This is a genomic window from Parashewanella tropica, assembly GCF_004358445.1.
GTDB classification, from domain to species: domain Bacteria; phylum Pseudomonadota; class Gammaproteobacteria; order Enterobacterales; family Shewanellaceae; genus Parashewanella; species Parashewanella tropica.
This window is the reverse complement of sequence record NZ_CP037951.1, coordinates 577,240-593,867: the sequence shown is the minus strand read 5'-3', so window position 1 is coordinate 593,867 and position 16,628 is coordinate 577,240. Positions and strand designations below refer to the sequence as shown.

Annotated in this window: 18 protein-coding genes; 2 read left to right on the top strand and 16 right to left on the bottom strand. The window is 41.0% G+C overall.

Annotation, left to right across the window (positions count from 1 at the left end; genetic code table 11):
* Window positions 1–178 precede the first annotated feature (178 nt).
* From E2H97_RS02520 to E2H97_RS02450, 15 genes are all read right to left on the bottom strand, one after another.
* On the bottom strand, window positions 179–697 hold the full coding sequence (locus E2H97_RS02520) for a pilus assembly FimT family protein (RefSeq protein ID WP_133405667.1): 519 nt from the start codon (window positions 695–697) through the stop codon (window positions 179–181).
* A 20-nt stretch (window positions 698–717) separates the two neighbouring features.
* Complete coding sequence (locus E2H97_RS02515) at window positions 718–1,224, bottom strand: type II secretion system protein (RefSeq protein WP_133405666.1); 507 nt, start codon at window positions 1,222–1,224, stop codon at window positions 718–720.
* A 274-nt stretch (window positions 1,225–1,498) separates the two neighbouring features.
* On the bottom strand, window positions 1,499–2,026 hold the full coding sequence (locus E2H97_RS02510; protein WP_170308227.1) for a hypothetical protein: 528 nt from the start codon (window positions 2,024–2,026) through the stop codon (window positions 1,499–1,501).
* Window positions 2,027–2,034: 8 nt separating this feature from the next.
* A complete protein-coding gene (locus E2H97_RS02505) occupies window positions 2,035–3,252 on the bottom strand; it encodes a type II secretion system F family protein (protein WP_133405664.1) in 1,218 nt (405 codons plus the stop codon).
* A gap of 2 nt (window positions 3,253–3,254) precedes the next feature.
* Window positions 3,255–5,015 (bottom strand): GspE/PulE family protein, encoded by a 1,761-nt coding sequence (locus E2H97_RS02500; protein ID WP_133405663.1) that lies wholly within the window; start codon window positions 5,013–5,015, stop codon window positions 3,255–3,257.
* Window positions 5,012–6,088: a tetratricopeptide repeat protein gene (locus E2H97_RS02495; RefSeq protein ID WP_170308226.1), complete on the bottom strand. Its 1,077-nt coding sequence runs from the start codon at window positions 6,086–6,088 to the stop codon at window positions 5,012–5,014. The genes E2H97_RS02500 and E2H97_RS02495 overlap by 4 nt, the downstream gene beginning before the upstream one ends.
* Window positions 6,085–6,993 carry an ExeA family protein gene (locus E2H97_RS02490; RefSeq protein ID WP_133405661.1) on the bottom strand — a complete coding sequence of 303 codons (909 nt, stop codon included), beginning with the start codon at window positions 6,991–6,993 and terminating at the stop codon, window positions 6,085–6,087. Before E2H97_RS02490 ends, E2H97_RS02495 begins: the two co-directional genes overlap by 4 nt.
* Window positions 6,993–8,696 (bottom strand): pilus (MSHA type) biogenesis protein MshL, encoded by a 1,704-nt coding sequence (gene mshL, locus E2H97_RS02485; protein WP_133405660.1) that lies wholly within the window; start codon window positions 8,694–8,696, stop codon window positions 6,993–6,995. Before mshL ends, E2H97_RS02490 begins: the two co-directional genes overlap by 1 nt.
* 2 nt (window positions 8,697–8,698) lie before the next feature.
* Complete coding sequence (locus tag E2H97_RS02480) at window positions 8,699–9,040, bottom strand: MSHA biogenesis protein MshK (RefSeq protein WP_133405659.1); 342 nt, start codon at window positions 9,038–9,040, stop codon at window positions 8,699–8,701.
* Window positions 9,021–9,677, bottom strand: coding sequence for a type 4a pilus biogenesis protein PilO (gene pilO / locus E2H97_RS02475; RefSeq protein WP_133405658.1), 657 nt, complete (start codon window positions 9,675–9,677; stop codon window positions 9,021–9,023). The genes E2H97_RS02480 and pilO overlap by 20 nt, the downstream gene beginning before the upstream one ends.
* Window positions 9,674–10,306 (bottom strand): PilN domain-containing protein, encoded by a 633-nt coding sequence (locus E2H97_RS02470; RefSeq protein WP_133405657.1) that lies wholly within the window; start codon window positions 10,304–10,306, stop codon window positions 9,674–9,676. Before E2H97_RS02470 ends, pilO begins: the two co-directional genes overlap by 4 nt.
* A complete protein-coding gene (locus E2H97_RS02465) occupies window positions 10,303–11,196 on the bottom strand; it encodes a type IV pilus biogenesis protein PilM (RefSeq protein ID WP_133405656.1) in 894 nt (297 codons plus the stop codon). Before E2H97_RS02465 ends, E2H97_RS02470 begins: the two co-directional genes overlap by 4 nt.
* Window positions 11,197–11,411: 215 nt before the next feature.
* On the bottom strand, window positions 11,412–13,322 hold the full coding sequence (csrD, locus tag E2H97_RS02460) for an RNase E specificity factor CsrD (protein ID WP_133405655.1): 1,911 nt from the start codon (window positions 13,320–13,322) through the stop codon (window positions 11,412–11,414).
* Between the two features lie 446 nt (window positions 13,323–13,768).
* Window positions 13,769–14,041 carry an HU family DNA-binding protein gene (locus E2H97_RS02455; RefSeq protein ID WP_133405654.1) on the bottom strand — a complete coding sequence of 91 codons (273 nt, stop codon included), beginning with the start codon at window positions 14,039–14,041 and terminating at the stop codon, window positions 13,769–13,771.
* A 223-nt stretch (window positions 14,042–14,264) separates the two neighbouring features.
* Complete coding sequence (locus tag E2H97_RS02450; RefSeq protein WP_133405653.1) at window positions 14,265–14,660, bottom strand: hypothetical protein; 396 nt, start codon at window positions 14,658–14,660, stop codon at window positions 14,265–14,267.
* A 197-nt stretch (window positions 14,661–14,857) separates the two neighbouring features.
* On the opposite strand from E2H97_RS02450, the gene E2H97_RS02445 reads away from it, so the two are divergent.
* On the top strand, window positions 14,858–15,391 hold the full coding sequence (locus E2H97_RS02445) for a DUF3016 domain-containing protein (protein WP_133405652.1): 534 nt from the start codon (window positions 14,858–14,860) through the stop codon (window positions 15,389–15,391).
* A gap of 2 nt (window positions 15,392–15,393) precedes the next feature.
* On the opposite strand, the gene E2H97_RS02440 is transcribed toward E2H97_RS02445, so the two are convergent.
* Entirely contained in the window at window positions 15,394–15,705 is a 312-nt protein-coding gene (locus E2H97_RS02440) for a prephenate dehydrogenase (protein ID WP_133405651.1), read from the bottom strand.
* A gap of 45 nt (window positions 15,706–15,750) precedes the next feature.
* Between E2H97_RS02440 and E2H97_RS02435 the strand changes: the two genes are divergently transcribed.
* Window positions 15,751–16,614 carry a TraB/GumN family protein gene (locus tag E2H97_RS02435; protein ID WP_133405650.1) on the top strand — a complete coding sequence of 288 codons (864 nt, stop codon included), beginning with the start codon at window positions 15,751–15,753 and terminating at the stop codon, window positions 16,612–16,614.
* Window positions 16,615–16,628 lie beyond the last annotated feature (14 nt).

Sequence of the window (16,628 nt, the reverse complement as noted above, 5' to 3'; positions counted from 1 at the left end):
TTGAGAATCATCCGTGATATGAATTTTTCTTTAGATAAAGAGAGGAAGTTAATTTAGCGGTTTTTATCGGAAGGGTAAAGTTGTTCTAGGAGCCACATTAAAGTTAAATCAAAAGATTAAAACTATTTGTTACTTAAAGAACCTCTAAAACAGAGGCTCTTTAATAATTGCTAACTTACTATAAGCAAGCACTTACATCTTTCGTCACTGAAGCACTGCCTTTTGCCGAAAGGCCATTTGTATACTTCACAAAACACTTTCCAGCATCAGAACTTGCTTTAGGATCTTTTTGACCTTGAGGGTAAAAATAAATAGCATTTTCAGAAGCTACTACCTTAAAAAGCCAATCAGTAGTCGTTCCACTTGCAGCAGCGTTTATATCTAATGCATTTTCTAGAGAACCACTCCAAACAGGAGTTGGATGACCATAATTTAACGCTACTTTCTTGTTTCCAGGTAAAGTAACTTCTGGTCCATTCGTCGAGCTTTTTGCTGTTCCATCATTACCAGCAATGACTGATTTTGAATATACTAAACTATCAGCAGACTTTAAAGCCCCTTCTAATCCAGAAACCGTTGACTTCAAAGCATCAGATTGAAAATTAAGGAACTTTGGAGCTGCAGTTACAGCTAAAATACCAAGAATAATAATAACTACCACTAGCTCAATTAGAGTAAAACCATTTTGTTTTTTCATTTTTTTTTCCCTTAAATAAATTAGCAGTCTGTAGATTTAACTGTATAGGTAGGTGCTGTTGAGGCTGTTGCAGGAACGTATTCTAAGCGACAGTTGTCAGAGTCTTTTTTACCTTGAGGAATAATGAAAAAAGAAGTTGCACTCTTATAAATAACACCAAATTCGTTACCACTAACTGCAGTACCTGCTGTTGCTGTTGCAAAAGTCATATCCATAACTTTTTCAAGATTTGCTTTAACTTTAGCAGTGTCATCTACCGAGTTAAGGTAACCAAAGCTAGCGGTTACGGTTCCACCATCAACGGTGATATCTTGATTAGCTTTACCAGCCTTCCGTTGTATTTGTGCTTTTGAATTAAGCAGTTGATTTGCACCTTGCAGCGCAGCTTGGACACCTTGTAATGTCGACTTTCTAGCATCTTCTTGTAAATCAATAAACTTAGGCGCTGCAGTTACCGCCAAAATACCCAAAATAATGATTACGACCACTAATTCGATTAGTGTGAATCCTTGTTGTTTTTGTTTCATTTCAATTCTCTTATTACGTCCACGTATTTATTAATACCTACTGTTTGCCAAAAAGTCACAAACGGTATACCCCGAATAATCGTATTAGTTATACGACTAACTAAAATCTTCCGTGACGTAATACCAAAGCGAAGCTTATTTATAAAAACGGTCACTTCGGTCTACTACTCCAATTCTTGTTGCTGATGGCTATTTTAGCCGAACAACATTATCAATTGTACAATTAACTTTAATTTTACAAATAGTTTATTTTAAAGTGATGACACTAGAGTTACTACTCTTTTAAAGCCTTTACTTCAATAAATTTCAGCTTTTCAATGGCTAACTGATAAATAATGGTGCCACCACTGGGAACTTTATATTCACAGTGTTGTTTCGATGTATGGTAATCAGTCACAAGCCTGAGGGTTATACGACTTGTTCCCATTAATTGATTCCATAACAACTTACAGCCTTGAACATCATTTGAGTTCAGTAGCGGAAAACCATCTCTAGACAGCTTCACCTTTGTTGTCGCTACGATTTCATTGCTACTGTTTAATGGTTGAGTGATTGCATTCAAATCTTGCCAATTCAAATTAATGGATTGCGGCTTACCCCTTATAATCCATTGATTACGTACCACACCTAACACATGTTGTAGCCGTAAGTATTCTTGCTTAAACGCTTGGTTATCTACCTTTTCAATATCAGGTTCAATGTACGCTGCTGCATAACCAATCACCGCCAGTACGACGCAAATTGCCGCCATTTTTACTAACTGTAGCGAAACATTAGCATCGGCTTTTTGCTGTGTATCCATTCTCACAATCAACCGCCTTTAACTGCATTCATCATGTCCCACATAGGTAAGTAAATACCCAAGGCTAGAATCAATACCATGACAGCTACAATACCAATCAAAATCGGCTCAAGCTTGGCGGTTAGATTTTTTAAATCGTAATCCACTTCGCCTTCATAAAAATCAGCAGCATCGGTAAGCAAATCGTCAATTCGGCCAGTTTCTTCGCCAACAGCCACCATCTGTAATACCAGAGGGGTAAATAGTTTACTGTTGGCTGAGGTTCTTAGCATAGATTCACCCGATTCCACGCCTCGACGCATACCGACGATTTGATCGTGCATGTATTTATTGTCCACCGCATCAGCCACAAGGCTTAATGCTTGTGTCATGGGTACGCCTGAGTTCAACATCATCGCAAAGCTACGACAATAACGAGACAAGGTTGAACGCTCGATGATAGAGCCGACGACAGGTAATTTAAGTTTCCACAAATCCCATTGCTTCTCACCTTTGTCTGTACTATGCCAAGATTTGATCCCGACAATAGAGCCAGCTAATACGGCCAGCATGATCATCCAATGGTTTACAAAGGCATCAGAGGTAGCAATGAGAAATTTTGTCGCCCAAGGTAAGTCTGCACCTAAGCGACTGAACATGGCAGTAAACTTGGGAATAACCAAGATGTTTAGGATCGTGATGGCAATACCGATAGCAAGCATTACAAAAATGGGATAACGCATTGCCGCTTTAATACGACGTCGGGTTTCTTGCTCTCGTTCAATGTATGACGACAGCTGTAGAAAGACTTCTTCAAGCTTACCGGCATTTTCTCCAACATGAACCATAGAAACATATAAAGAATCGAACACATCTGGGTGTTGGTTCATTGCTGTCGATAACTGTCTTCCCGAGGTAAGTTGCTCGTGAATGGCAGTCAGTGCCCGTTTGAGCTTTTTGGAGTTAGTACTTTCTGCCAAGCCTGCAATAGCGCGTAAAATCGGAATACCAGATTTGACCAGCGAATACATTTGCCGAGTAAAGATTTGCAGCTCAGTGAGGTTAATTTGACGTTGAAGTAACCGGCTGATATCAAAACCAGAGTTTTCTTTGGCTGTGGTAATTTGCAACGGAATGGTGCCACGAGACAACAGCATATCAGCGACAGCTGACTCCGAGGCTGCTTCAACTCGTCCCTTAGCTTCATTACCTTGGCTATCACGGCCTTTATATTCGAACCATGGCATAATTAAATTTCAGCGCCTACATTCAGTTCAGCAGATTCATTCAAGTCTTGTGGTGATTCGGCAACGGTTTCTACGAGTTTGGCGACTTCTTCAATCGTCGTCATGCCTTGTAAGAAGTAATCAATCGCAGCTTGTGACAACGGAATAAAGTCTTTCTTTTGCTCAGCCGCATTGGCAAAGGCTTGAATATCCCCAGTACGCATCACCGACATGAGATGCTCATCGAGTTCCAACATTTCGAATACACCAATTCGACCACGATATCCCGTGCCATTACAGGTTTGGCAGCCACTACCGACTTTCAAATTGGCTTGGGAAATATCACGGTTACTGATGGAAGATAGCCACAATTTTTCAGAGTCGATAAGCTTGTAATCAATCGCACAATTTTGACAAACTCGGCGAACTAATCGCTGAGCAATCACCACTCTTAATGCACTGGCAACCAAATATCCCGCCGCGCCCATATCGAGGAGTCGCATGGCACTGGTGATCGCATCATTGGTGTGTAAGGTCGATAATACAAAGTGACCTGTGAGTGCGCCTCGTAAACCAATTTCTACGGTTTCTTTATCACGCATCTCACCCACCATGATGATATCGGGGTCTTGACGTAAAGTGGTACGAAGCACACTTGAGAAATCTAAACCAATCTTATGATTAACTTGCACTTGGTTGATGCGTGGTAATTGATATTCCACAGGATCTTCAACGGTGATGATTTTTCGCTCTGCGGTATTAAGCTCGCTTAATACGCCATAAAGCGTGGTCGTTTTACCACTACCTGTTGGTCCTGTAACCAATAACATGCCGTGAGGACGTTTAATTTGCTGGCGAACTTTTTTAAGGATGTGTGGAGGCATCCCCGTTTCATCTAGCGTTAACAACCCAGCAGACTGATCCAACAAACGCATCACTACCGATTCACCATGATAAATCGGCATGGTTGACATACGCACATCAATTTTATGTTTGCGAACTTCGATATGAAAACGACCGTCTTGTGGGATACGTTTTTCAGAAATATCCAAGCCTGCCATCAGCTTAAGTCTTAATACCAAAGCATTGGCAATATTGGCTTCTTTTAATACCGTTTCTGACAACTGCCCATCAATACGCTGACGGATATAAAGCTTACCGTTGCCCGGCTCGATATGAATATCCGACGCTCGCATTTGTACGGCATCTTCAAAAATCGATTGCAGTAGTTTAACGACCGTTGCTTCACTGTTGGTGTCATCCTGACCAAGCGAAGCTAGATCAAACACGTCATCGGATGCGTATTCTTGCTCTAACTCACCCGCCATTTGGGCGATTTCATGCGTACGGCGATACAAGTTGTCAAACGCGGTAATCAGCTGCTGCTCAGGCACTACCACTAAAGAAATATGCTTAGGCGCTAATAAATCTTCTAGGCTATCTAATGCTTGCAGATCGGCGGGATCGCTCATGGCAATTTTTACCGTATCTTCATTAGCTTCGATAGCTAAAGCACGATACCGACGCGCCTGTACTTCAGGGATCAGGTTAACCACTTCTTCTGGAATGGGGCGGCGACTGATATCTAGATAAGGAATATTCAGCTGTTGCGATAAAAACGCCAGTAATTGATCTTCTGAAATAAAGCTAAGATCGATCAGAGTTCGGCCTAGTTTTTTTCCGCTGGTTCGCTGCTCAGCCAACGCCTGCATGAGTTGAGGCTCTGAAATAATGCAGTTTTCGACCAGTAAGTCACCGAGACGCTTTTTTAATTTTGGCTTCATTGGGCGCTACCGTCCTTTTTGGAAGCTAACGAGTGAGCCGCTAACTGTTGTAACCGTTGTTGAACATAGTTTTCACTGGCTGGTGATAAATTGCTGCTCAGCAGTGCTTGTTTATAAGCATTGCTGGCCTGCGCATACTCAGCCTGTGAATCTAAGTTAAACGCTAATCCTAACCACCAGCGAGATTGATTCGGCTCGATATGTGTTAGCTGCTTATAGGCTTCAACTGCACGAGAATATTGTTTTTGCTGCTGTGCAATACGACCTATTTGCACCCATTTTTGAGTCGAGAGTTCACTGCTGTTGGGAATTTTTTCTAGGCTATATAAGGCTTCAATAGGCTGTTTTACCTGATACTGCACTTTAGCCAACAACAGTGCAAACATACTGTATTTAGGATATTTGTTGATGCCATCACCGAGTAATTGCATCGCTTCACTGTATTGCTGTTTTCCGTATAGGAGCGCGGCTAGTTTCTCTCTTGCCTGATGAAATGCGGAATTTAAATCCAACACTTTGGTGAACAACTCGATGGCTGAATTTAACTCGCCGTCTTCTTGTGCTTGCACCGCTTGTTTATAAAACTTGGCCGCTAATTGCTTTGGCGTTAGCTTTACTTCTTTGATCTGCAATACGGGTTTCGGCTCTGGCTGAATCGGTTTCGAAACGGATTTTTCAACGCTCACTTTAGCCACATCAGGTTTTGACTGAGCTTTATCTTGGGCTTCCACCACTTTTGGTATTTTTGCCGATTCTAATTTTGTAGCAGCAACGGGCGTTGCTTTCGGCTCATTAGCTTTTACCGTTTCTTCTTGTAAAGGAGTTTTTAAAGGCGCTTTGGCAATACTCACTTCCTTGCTAGGTTGAACTTCAAGGTTAGATTGTTGATTGGAATACACCCAATACCCACAAGCCGCTGTGACTAAAACCAATATTAGAGACAACAGAATGATTATGGCTTTTTTCCAAGAGTTATCTTCAGTTTCGGTAACTTGAACTCTGGATACGTTACTCAAATCATGGGGCTGCTGTCTTTGCTCTAGATCTTTGAGCATTTTATTAATCACGCTCATGACGGACCTCCGCTTAACCATAAGCTTGCTGATACACCTATCAGCAATGTCATTGCGATCAATACTGCAATCCACTTTGATCGCCAACCTGCCCATTGGGTATCATCTGTATCTTGCACTGCGGTCTTGATATGAGATTGAGTAACGATGTGCTTACCTTCGCCATAGGCCAGTAAAAGGGCTTTGTGAACCAAAATATTCACCAGTCTTGGTGTGCCTCTGGCCGCTTTAGTGATGGACTTCGCCACCTTATCACTCACAGGACTTGCGCCAGTTAACCCAGCCACGCGTAATCGCTTTTGAATGTAGTTATTGACCTCATTTTCGGTCAGTAATCTCAGATCGTAGCTAAAACTGATCCTCTGCCTTAATTGTCGGAATTTATCCTGCTTTAAACGCTGATCTAATTCTGGCTGACCAAAGAGGACGAAGCGTAATAACTTTCTTTGCTCTGTTTCTAAATTGGTAAATAAACGCAAGGCTTCTAATGTGTCATCAGGAATCGCTTGCGCTTCATCCAGCACAAGCACGACCGTTTTTCCAGCAGCAGCTAATTCGATAAGACGATTTTGGATCAAGCTGTTTAGGGTGGCTTGATTAACTTCTGATTGCGCTTCTATTTCCAGTTCGGCAGCCAAAGCCCAATTGAGTTCACTTGGCGTTAAATAAGGATTGGGGATATAAGCGCACTGAAAATCGTCTGGCAGCTCATTCATCAATTTACGGCACAACAGGGTCTTACCACTGCCGACTTCACCCACAACTTTAATAAAGCCTTCACCCATTTGTAGTGCTGTTTGTAGCACTTGCATGGCTTCAAGGTGAGGCCCCAGTTCAACAAAGTAACTGGTATTTGGGGTTAAGCTGAATGGCAGCTCTGTAAGACCGAAATGCTGTAAATACATCAGTTTTCTGGATACCAGCGATCAAGCAATTGCTTAGAACGTTCGAGTTCTGTTTTCCAAGTGCTTTCATCAACCACAGTGGGTTTAAGTAAAATAATCAACTCTGTCTTATGAGTCACTTTTCGACGATTGGTAAAAGCTTCACCGATAAGTGGAATGTCACCCAATAATGGTACTTTTGAAACTTGATCACTGGTTTCTGATTTCATTAAGCCACCAATTACGACCACGTCACCGGTTTTGGCTTTAATGACGGTATCTGATTCTCGAATTTCAGATTGCGCAAGTGGCAAGACTAATGGATCACTTCCAATATTAATGCTTTTCGTTTGCTCATTGATGTTTACAACAGAGGGGTGAACGTGAAGTAACACGCCACCATTATCATCAATTTGTGGGGTCACATCTAACGCGATGCCCGAGAAAAATGGCGTCAATTCAACATCAGGCTGTGATACGGCGCCACCATTACCAGTCGTCACCACGTTGGATGAAACATTAGTGACAAAGTATTCGTCGTTACCGGCTTTTAATACTGCTTTTTGGTTATTCGATGCCGTTACTCTTGGACTTGATAGTACATCTACATCCCCTTGAGTTTGCAGTAAATTCACTACCGCAGAGAAATCGGTACCAGTGAAAGATAATGAGGTCACACCACCTAATGCACCGCTGATGGCATCCCCAATACCTTTGGCTGGAGCGCTGGTGCCAAAGTTCACTCTGGTACTTCCGCCTTTACCTATCGTATCGGTTAATTTGCTCCATTGAATACCTTGCTGGAAGCCATCAGAAAGTGTGACTTCGATAATTTTCGCTTCTAAGATCACTTGGCGTTGCAGATGTGATTCAGCGGTATTTAAAAAGGTTCGAACTTGACGCAATTCGTCAGGATAGGCGCGAATCGTCACTAATCCTGCTTGAGGCGTTACCACAACTTGGCGGCCATTTTCACCACTGTGCACTATGGTACTTAAGGTTTTTTCTAAGTCTTTCCAGAAATCAGTTTCAGTGCTAGAGCGAATAAAGGTGCCGTTGGAAGAGCCATTTCCATTGGCGTTATTACCATTGTTATTGCCGTTATTATTAGCGTTGTTACTGTTGTTATTGCTGTTATTCGAGTTGTTATTATTAGAATTGCCGTTGCGATTATTATTATTGTTTTCTGATAAACGCCCTGAATTCACTGAGGTTAACGATAAGCCTTGGCGTTTCATAAACAGATAGTTCACTGGGAAGGTTTCCGTTCTCAAGCCTGCTGGATAAACTCGTAAAATGCGGCCTTCACGACTGATCTCATAACCATAGATATCTTGAACAACTTGCAATACTTCCGACAAGGTCACCGCTTTTAGTGATAATGAAATTTTGCCCGTTACTTGCGGGTGTACCACCACGCTCAATGGTGTGTTTTGAACCAGACTGGCAAAGAATAATTTAGCGTCAACATCACTAGCATTAACATCGAATCGACGTTCTTGTGGTACCAATTGATTTGAGCCAAACGTTTGATTATTGGCTAACTCTTGCTCGACTTCAGTTGGCAAAGCCGGTGGTGGGGATAGTGGCTTTTGCTGATTATTTTGAGCAGAGATGGCTTGGCTCAATTCTGCTTTTGCTATCCTAGGCTGAGTTCTTTGTGTCGTTTGACATGCAACAAGCACTAAAGACAACAAAGTGATTAAATAGGCATTCGCTTTCATCTTTAGTGTCTACCCTCTGCTGAAGCAATTGATTCAAACATTTTTATTGTTTTTCCGTTCGCCAAAATCACTTGGGTTGGCTTGATGGCTACCACTCTGCTGCCATTGATGCTATCGCCTACTGATTTGATTTCGTTGTTAATAATGGCAACCGGACGTTTTCCTGAAATGATACTGGTTAACCCTGATTGGCTTTTCTTTACTGTAACTGTGCCTGCCTGCTTAATATTTGGCATCACCGCTGGACGGGTAGGATCATTCAAAGTGGCCGCATGAGAAAGGCCACCACAACTTAAACCGATGATCAGGCTGGCTTTGATTGAGCTATTGAATATTTGCAACACGGATAAGTTCCTTGTTAATGCTCACCGTTTCAAGTTCCAATTCGATTTCAGCCTTTGGATATTGAGTCACTTTGTAATTGACTCGCTTCCAATACAACTTGTTGGGCAATGCATCGATGGCCGAAACAAACTTGATGAATCCGAAATAATCCCCTGTGAGCTTCAACTGCAAACCGTGTCGATAAAGGTTTTCTGAAGAACTATCATCCAATGATAGAACTGGTACTGGTGCCACTGTTGTTAAACCAGTAAGTTTCACATTTGTTGTTTTACTTAAAATATCTTTAAGTAGCGTCGGCATATAGGTCGCCGACACCATATCAACCAGTTGCCCTTCAAGTCTTTCATTTAGTGCATTTTGTTGTTCTTCTAATGCTTGAATTTGAGCTCGATAGTCCTGATTAGGATCGGTTTCGAGTCGTTGGCGATACGTTTGGATCAACTGGTTCGATAATTGGTTTTGTTGTTCAAGCTCTTTATATGCCTGCTTTTGATCACACCACTTTTGATATAAATGTTCTACAGGCAGAGAACACAACCAAAGCAGCAGTATACCTGATGAAGCGGCGATCAGTACTCGTTCTCTTAGGGTTAACTGAGCAAACTTATCTTGCCATTGGCTATAGTTCAATTTCATTGATTCCCCTCAGCAACCGCTGTTGTTGCACTAGGAGCCTTTGAGAAATCAGTGCTTAAATGAAAATGAATCACACCTTTCTCATCTCTTTGTAGCTGTAAATCACTGAATTTTTGCCCTGCAAATGAGTGAGTTTGACTCAAGCGTTGGATCCATGCAGGAACACTTTGAGCCGATAAAGTTTCGCCTGATAACTTTAGCTTGCCTTCATGAACCTCAATATCGGTTAACCACGAACTGCCATCCGCTACTCTAGCTAAATCTTCCAGCATGGCGTCAAAACTGCGACTTTGAAGCTTACTATCATTATTCAGCTCCGCAATCATCTTGTGTTTAATGTCAAGCTGCTTACGTTTTAATTCAATTTCTTGCGCTAATGCTTGATCGGGCTGATGCAGTGCCAGCTGTTGTTCCAGTTGTTTTTGTTGTGCTTGGATTTGCTGACTTTGGTTTTGAAGTAGCTGCATCTTTGCCGATAGCGCATCATCTTTTGCCCAAAGTATGACGCTTAGCCCTACAGATAAACTCAAAATGACGGCAAAAGCCGACAACAAACGCGGTAAACTTAACTTTAGCCGTTTGGGGAGTAAGTCTTCTGAAAGTAGGTTAACCCGAGTTTTTACTGTCATAGGTTAACCTTCTCTGTATCTTCAGTTTGGCTGAACTCTTCTAATGCCAATTCGGCCAACCAAAGCGAGTAATTTTCTATATTTAAGCTTTCAATAGGCTGTTGTAAATTTTGTGCGAGTAATGGTTTTAGATCGTCGCCACGTTCACCCAACACTAACTGAATTTTATTAATTGGTGCTTGACGAGATTGGCTTTCATAAAAATCCATTGAGCGTTGAATTTCGAGACTTAAGGTATCTGCTGCCCCATAACTCAAGTCATCTTTGCTCATGGCGTTTAATGCATGAAACCCACGAATTCGACGCTGTAAACACAATTCACCATCCTTTATTACCACCAAGAGTAAATCAGCCCCTTCTTGATGACACAACATTAACCGCGCTTGCTCAGCTTCACCTTGAGTATTGGATAAGACGATTTCTTCAATACTTATCCCAGTAATAGTGAGATCTTGTTCGCAAGCCGCCGATACCATTTGTTGTAACATTGCTTTCTCGGAAACAACAACATTCAGCTTGTTATTGTTCGCAATGGAATAAGAAAAGTAATCAAGATGTAATTGAGTCACTGGAGTGGAAACCAGATCTTTGATTGACCAAATTAATGCTTGCTTTAGTTCAGCTTCATCGATCTGTGGTTTGTCTACCTGTAGAAGTTGATAACAACCTTGGCCTAGGATGATATGCAGTCGAGCTTGTGGGTAAGTCTCACTGATGGTTTTGAAAATACTGAGCCCCCCCTCATCACGAGTAAAACGTTGAGGTGCATCAAGCTCAACCCCATGTTTGGTAAAACACCATACATGAGTGCTATCTATATAAATCCCTATATTTATCGATTCTGTAGGCTTCTTCCAAAACGCCAATTTTCTGGACAGCACATTACCCATTAATTGCCTTTATCTTCTTTTTATTTTTGACCAAAGCCCCTTATTCAAGACGGTGAAATAAGGCAAACTTTTGACGATTTTCCAACAATTGGCGCTATTTGGTCAAGGAAAACCGAACAAAACTTACGGTTTAGAGTAGAAATTCACTATTTTTTTCAACAGTATGGAACAACATTTTCTGAACAAAACTCACTCAGCCGCATTATGAAGAATGGTTATGACAATTGTGTTAAATCATTAAAAAAACTACCTTGACCAGCACTCACCCCAAGCACTTGTAGTGTTTGCCACTCTTCAAAAGCTTCTACTCCTTCAGCAATGATTTTTGCATCGGTGCGATATAAAGCGCCATATAAGCTTCTTACAAATAACTGATTTTCAGGGCGAAGGTGGATCTGTCTCACAATCGATCTATGTAATTTCACATAGTTTACTTTCAATTCCTTTAGATATTGGCTACCAACCACTTGTTGACCAACACTGTCGATACTGATTTTCGCGCCTAAGGAGGACACCAAAGAAAACACTTGGTTAACTTCATTGGAGTGTTTTACCGCAACTGGCTCTGAAATCTCAAAAATAAGTTGATGCACGTAATTCGATTGCTCAATAAGAAAAGTCTTCAGCCAATTGCGAAATCGCTCACTCAATAAGGAATCCACATGTAAATTAATACAATATTGTGATTGTCGATTTTGCTTTTTACTTAAATGTAATCGCAATAAAGATTCGATGGTTAAGCGGTCGATCTGTGGCATTAACCCGCACTTTGCCGCCATAGCCGTATATTGGGAGGTACGAATAAAACTGTCTTTGGACTCTTTTATCCGTGAAAATACTTCGAAATAGAGGGTTTGCTGCTCAGTATCTATGACTTTTTGGACGAAGGCGACGAATCTTTGCTTTTCAATGGCGTTTTCGAGCAAGCTACGCCATCTTACAGAGCCCTTTTTCACATCTTCAATCACAGACTCTTTTTCATACATAAACCAACTGCTGTTTCCCTGAAATTGAGCGGCCCTTAACGCCATTTCAGCTTCGTCTAAGATTGATTTACTGTCATCGCCGACACTGAAAAATGCGCCACCGATATGGAAAAAGTCATCCATTCTTTTGGAAGTCGGTAAAGGCAGTCGCAAGCAAATTTTTAATATTCGACCCGCTAATTTATCGGCGTCAGACAAAGACAGCTGAGGAACGACAATGGCAAACTGATTAAACGACCGACGAGCAACAAAACTGTTTGCTTGGCTTTGAAGCGCAACGTCAATGGCACTCAAGCACGTCGTCAAAAAACCTCGAATGGCTTCTTCACCTTCTTCTTGCTGCAAAAAATCAAGGTCTTCCATCTCCAAAAAGTAGACCACACCATCGGACATCATGCCCTGTTCGTTAGATAAGGCGGCGAGTCTATTTTTAAGATAAAGTCGGTTACCTATCCCAAGTTCAGGATCTAAAAAGGTGTTACTTCGAATGTATTTATCAAATCGTGATCTTTCTTTGTGGGCGTCTTTGAGCTCTTCTAACAACAAGGTCATAGCATGATTAATGATCCTAGGTTGCCCTCGGCCTTTTTCCGATAGCGCTTGATCAAATCGCTTCTCAAGGATCATTTGCCCTCTCGCAGCTAACTCTTCCACGCCGTTCAGTTGACTTTCTATCCAGCGATAGCCATAAAAGGTAAATAGTCCAATTAACCCCAAAGTAATCAACAATAAAATCAGTTCAAATTGACTGATTTGATGTTGCATGTAAGGAGATTCGAGTTTTAAAGTGGCGTTAATCGTATTGTTTTTATCTAAGCTAAATTGATATTCATTGATAAAACGAGTCTGAATATTGCCCTGATAATGAAACAGCACCTTATTTTCTTTTCTGACCTCAAAGCTTACTGTGTTATAGCTCATCAATACTGGCGGGAGCCAGTCATTTAAATTCCATTGAGTATATTGATGCCGATGCTCAACAAGCATACTTTGCAACTCATCGACTTGTTTATTTTGTAAATGATTAGCAAGATGGAAAAAGCTGATTAAAGAACTAGACATGAACACGACTGCTACGGCCAATAAAGACAGCAGCCAAAATAACGCAAGCTTCTTAGTGAGTACTCGAGTCAGCTTCATACAAAATCCAATGCGGGTGTTATAGCAAGTAAATAAGCTAAATTGTCATTATTGACACTTTTGTAACAATACTTGCTGATTATTCGTGAAGCGGGTGCAAAAGGCAATTGGATCTGGAAAATAGATACTCGTGATACTTGCAGATGCAGGATTTCAGCGAGAATTATTTGCCATTAAGGCAAGGCATTTATCCGTAGGAATAGTTGTGCTATTTCAAGGGTAAATAACGCTGTATAAATGGCAAATAAACTCGCACTGCGTGGGCTTTTCAGCATTGATTCTTCTTTGTTGTGAAAGCTTGAATTAACCCGCTATTACTGTACTTTCACGCCTCGAATAATACAACGCTGAATAAGCCCTGAAAGTTGCATCTTCAAGTATCACGAGTATACAACTAAAACGAACAAAGCCTCCTAATTTGGAGGCTTTGTTGGACTGTGAGCTGTTTACTTAACTCCGTCTTTTAACCCTTTACCCGCTTTGAACTTAGGCACTTTAGCCGCAGGAATTTTGATTTCTTTACCCGTTTGAGGGTTACGGCCTGTACGAGCCGCTCTTTTCGAAACATCAAAAGTTCCAAAACCAAGAATGGATACTTTTTTGCCTGATTTTAAAGCTTTGGTAACTGCACCTTCAAATGCACTTAGAGCACGTCCAGCATCCGCTTTTGTTAGCTTTGCTTCTTTAGCAATGACTTCAATTAATTCACTTTTATTCATATTTATGTCTCTTCTTTCCATAGATGATCAAGATGGTTAAGCACTGTCAGTGTTCGGCTTAACTACCCATAACAAAGAGATAACTGAGCAGAGTGCTCTCTATCCCACCTTATGTGCACTTTATATTGAATAATTTGGACTGAAACGACTTGAATACAGGTTCAATAACGACTAAAGCGAAGCAACCATAGAGTAGGCTGCCTCCCTAGTATAGACACAGTTTTTAATCTGTTGCAGTAAATCTTGAAAAATATTGACGATTTTCTTTAGAAAAAGCCACCCACAGCTGAAAAATCAGCAATAAAACAACAGAAATTGACAAAGGTAGCAGTGGAATGTTCATGCCTTTAAAGTTAACAGCAACATCTTGTGGCGTGATTTGATAAGCGATAATCGCTGTCATCGCTAATGCGCTAACACCCAAAATTTGTATCGCTAAATACACCCTAAGGCAAATCAAGGTCCAAGCTTTATCTTTAAATATCCCATATAAAACCGGAATAACACCGAGTGTAAACAACTCTAATCGACTGGTATCAAGAAAACGCCAAATGGCGGCCAATAAAACCAGAATATATAGCGCTGTTAGCACCTTGAGAGAAATCGTTGAATTTTTCATTTTCCTACATCCAATTAGCCATACTTCCCTCTGTGACTTGAGGAGAATTTATTAACAATAATACACTTAATACCTAGGAACTTAACCTATTCTCAACTATTCTAAGTAAGTACATCCTTGCTACCACCATGAACATTCTCGACTAGAGAGTGACATGGGATACCCCCAACCTAGAAAACAAACTACAGGAGTCCCATATGAAGCACCTCATTTATGCATTCACCGGTCTTTTCTTACTTTCAGGTTGCGCCTCAAAACCTGTTCCAGAACCCGTTACCGTTACAACCACCTCAGGTCCAGTAACAATAAACTGGAAAGACCCTTCAAAATTCACAGACATTAAGTCATCCGGTGAATTGCAAAGCAGATTCGAAAAACGTCTGTTTGATGAACTGACAAAAGACGTTAACAAAACTGCCTCAACATTCCTAAAGCCAGAGCAAAAGTTAACGCTTAAAGTTACTAACTTAGACTTAGCGGGTGACATGCAACCTACTTTTGGCGCAACCAGTGATGATCTTCGAATCGTCAAAGATATCTATCCACCTCGTATCAAGTTCAGCTATAAAGTCACCGTTAACGGTAACATTGTCTCTTCGGGTACTCAGAACTTAACCGATCTGGCCTTCCAAGATCGTCTGATCAGCAACCTTGACAGACCTTTTGCTTATGAGAAAAACCTGATCAATAACTGGTTGAAACGGACATTGAAAAAACAACTAGCTAAGTAACCTTATTTAACTTGCTGTTTAAACGCTTGCTGCATTTGTAATATAACCCCAAGTCTAGCGACAATATCGGTAATATCCGATTCAGCTAGATTTGGGGTTTGTTTTAGGCTATCAAACTCTTCCACCAATTCCAGTACATAAGGCTTAAAACGGTTACTCTTAGTAACAAACCCCATATCTTCTTTAAAGATTTGAGAAAACTTACCCTTACCTTCTTGCTTTAGTCCATCCAATTGATTATCAAGATCAATGGCTTTACGATAAGCTAATTGTAAATTTTGATGGATTTGCTCAAGCACCTTTTGGTATGACATCTGAAAGCTCTAAATTAATCAATAATAAAAGGGATTATATCTGATATGAATCGTCAAAACATGACCCTGTTTGGGCTTATGTTGAGCACTATACTTTTTTGTAGCTCTGCTTGGGCAAAACTCACAGACACGCCTCCTTTTTATCTCGTTGAATATCAGGGCAAAACCGCCTATTTACTCGGCTCCGTTCACCTTGGCAAACCCGATTTTTACCCGCTTCCCAAAAAGATTGAACAAGCGTTTAACGAGAGTAATACGCTTGTGGTTGAAGCTCTGCCCGATCAAAACACCAACAACTTAATTCTAAAAAGCCAAACCGCGAGTACCTTGCCTAAAACGAAATCAGCAAAGTATATCCAATTTTGTGAATTACACTTATTGGTTTGCCAAGCGATTGAGCACCTTCCTATGTGGATGCAAGCCGCACAAATTACCTTATACAGGCTCATTCACTTTGGCTATCACCCAGATTTAGGGATCGATATGCACTTTATTAACCGTGCTAAAAATAAGCATAAAGCTCAGCTGGAAAGCATGGAGTATCAATTAACGCTGCTGAACAGTATTGATAAAAAAACGCAGCGACAGATGATAGACGAGGCCATCACGACCCCAAATGATGAACTGGAAGATCTATTTATCGCTTGGCGTCAAGGTGATAGTGAGAAAATCAGCTCTGTTATCAAGCAATCCATGAATAAAAACAACAATACAGATTTGCTAGACAAATTAGTGTGGAAACGCAATAAACCAATGAGTGATGGGATAATTCGTTTAATGAAAAACACGAAAGCTGGAACATCTATTTTTGTTGTGATTGGCGCAGGCCACCTAGAAGGTGACCACAGCGTCAATCATTATCTAAAACAAGCAGGGGCCCACGTAAAGAGCGTATGGAAAAAACCATAGCCCTTGCAAAAGCC

What these genes read in the sequence shown, in the direction of transcription:
- E2H97_RS02520 (WP_133405667.1), bottom strand. Translation starts at nt 697, where the DNA reads ATGAAAAAACAAAATGGTTTTACTCTAATTGAGCTAGTGGTAGTTATT.
- E2H97_RS02515 (WP_133405666.1), bottom strand. Translation starts at nt 1,224, where the DNA reads ATGAAACAAAAACAACAAGGATTCACACTAATCGAATTAGTGGTCGTA.
- E2H97_RS02510 (WP_170308227.1), bottom strand. Translation starts at nt 2,026, where the DNA reads ATGGATACACAGCAAAAAGCCGATGCTAATGTTTCGCTACAGTTAGTA.
- E2H97_RS02505 (WP_133405664.1), bottom strand. Translation starts at nt 3,252, where the DNA reads ATGCCATGGTTCGAATATAAAGGCCGTGATAGCCAAGGTAATGAAGCT.
- E2H97_RS02500 (WP_133405663.1), bottom strand. Translation starts at nt 5,015, where the DNA reads ATGAAGCCAAAATTAAAAAAGCGTCTCGGTGACTTACTGGTCGAAAAC.
- E2H97_RS02495 (WP_170308226.1), bottom strand. Translation starts at nt 6,088, where the DNA reads ATGAGCGTGATTAATAAAATGCTCAAAGATCTAGAGCAAAGACAGCAG.
- E2H97_RS02490 (WP_133405661.1), bottom strand. Translation starts at nt 6,993, where the DNA reads ATGTATTTACAGCATTTCGGTCTTACAGAGCTGCCATTCAGCTTAACC.
- mshL (WP_133405660.1), bottom strand. Translation starts at nt 8,696, where the DNA reads ATGAAAGCGAATGCCTATTTAATCACTTTGTTGTCTTTAGTGCTTGTT.
- pilO (WP_133405658.1), bottom strand. Translation starts at nt 9,677, where the DNA reads ATGAAATTGAACTATAGCCAATGGCAAGATAAGTTTGCTCAGTTAACC.
- E2H97_RS02470 (WP_133405657.1), bottom strand. Translation starts at nt 10,306, where the DNA reads ATGACAGTAAAAACTCGGGTTAACCTACTTTCAGAAGACTTACTCCCC.
- E2H97_RS02465 (WP_133405656.1), bottom strand. Translation starts at nt 11,196, where the DNA reads ATGGGTAATGTGCTGTCCAGAAAATTGGCGTTTTGGAAGAAGCCTACA.
- csrD (WP_133405655.1), bottom strand. Translation starts at nt 13,322, where the DNA reads ATGAAGCTGACTCGAGTACTCACTAAGAAGCTTGCGTTATTTTGGCTG.
- E2H97_RS02455 (WP_133405654.1), bottom strand. Translation starts at nt 14,041, where the DNA reads ATGAATAAAAGTGAATTAATTGAAGTCATTGCTAAAGAAGCAAAGCTA.
- E2H97_RS02450 (WP_133405653.1), bottom strand. Translation starts at nt 14,660, where the DNA reads ATGAAAAATTCAACGATTTCTCTCAAGGTGCTAACAGCGCTATATATT.
- E2H97_RS02445 (WP_133405652.1), top strand. Translation starts at nt 14,858, where the DNA reads ATGAAGCACCTCATTTATGCATTCACCGGTCTTTTCTTACTTTCAGGT.
- E2H97_RS02440 (WP_133405651.1), bottom strand. Translation starts at nt 15,705, where the DNA reads ATGTCATACCAAAAGGTGCTTGAGCAAATCCATCAAAATTTACAATTA.
- E2H97_RS02435 (WP_133405650.1), top strand. Translation starts at nt 15,751, where the DNA reads ATGAATCGTCAAAACATGACCCTGTTTGGGCTTATGTTGAGCACTATA.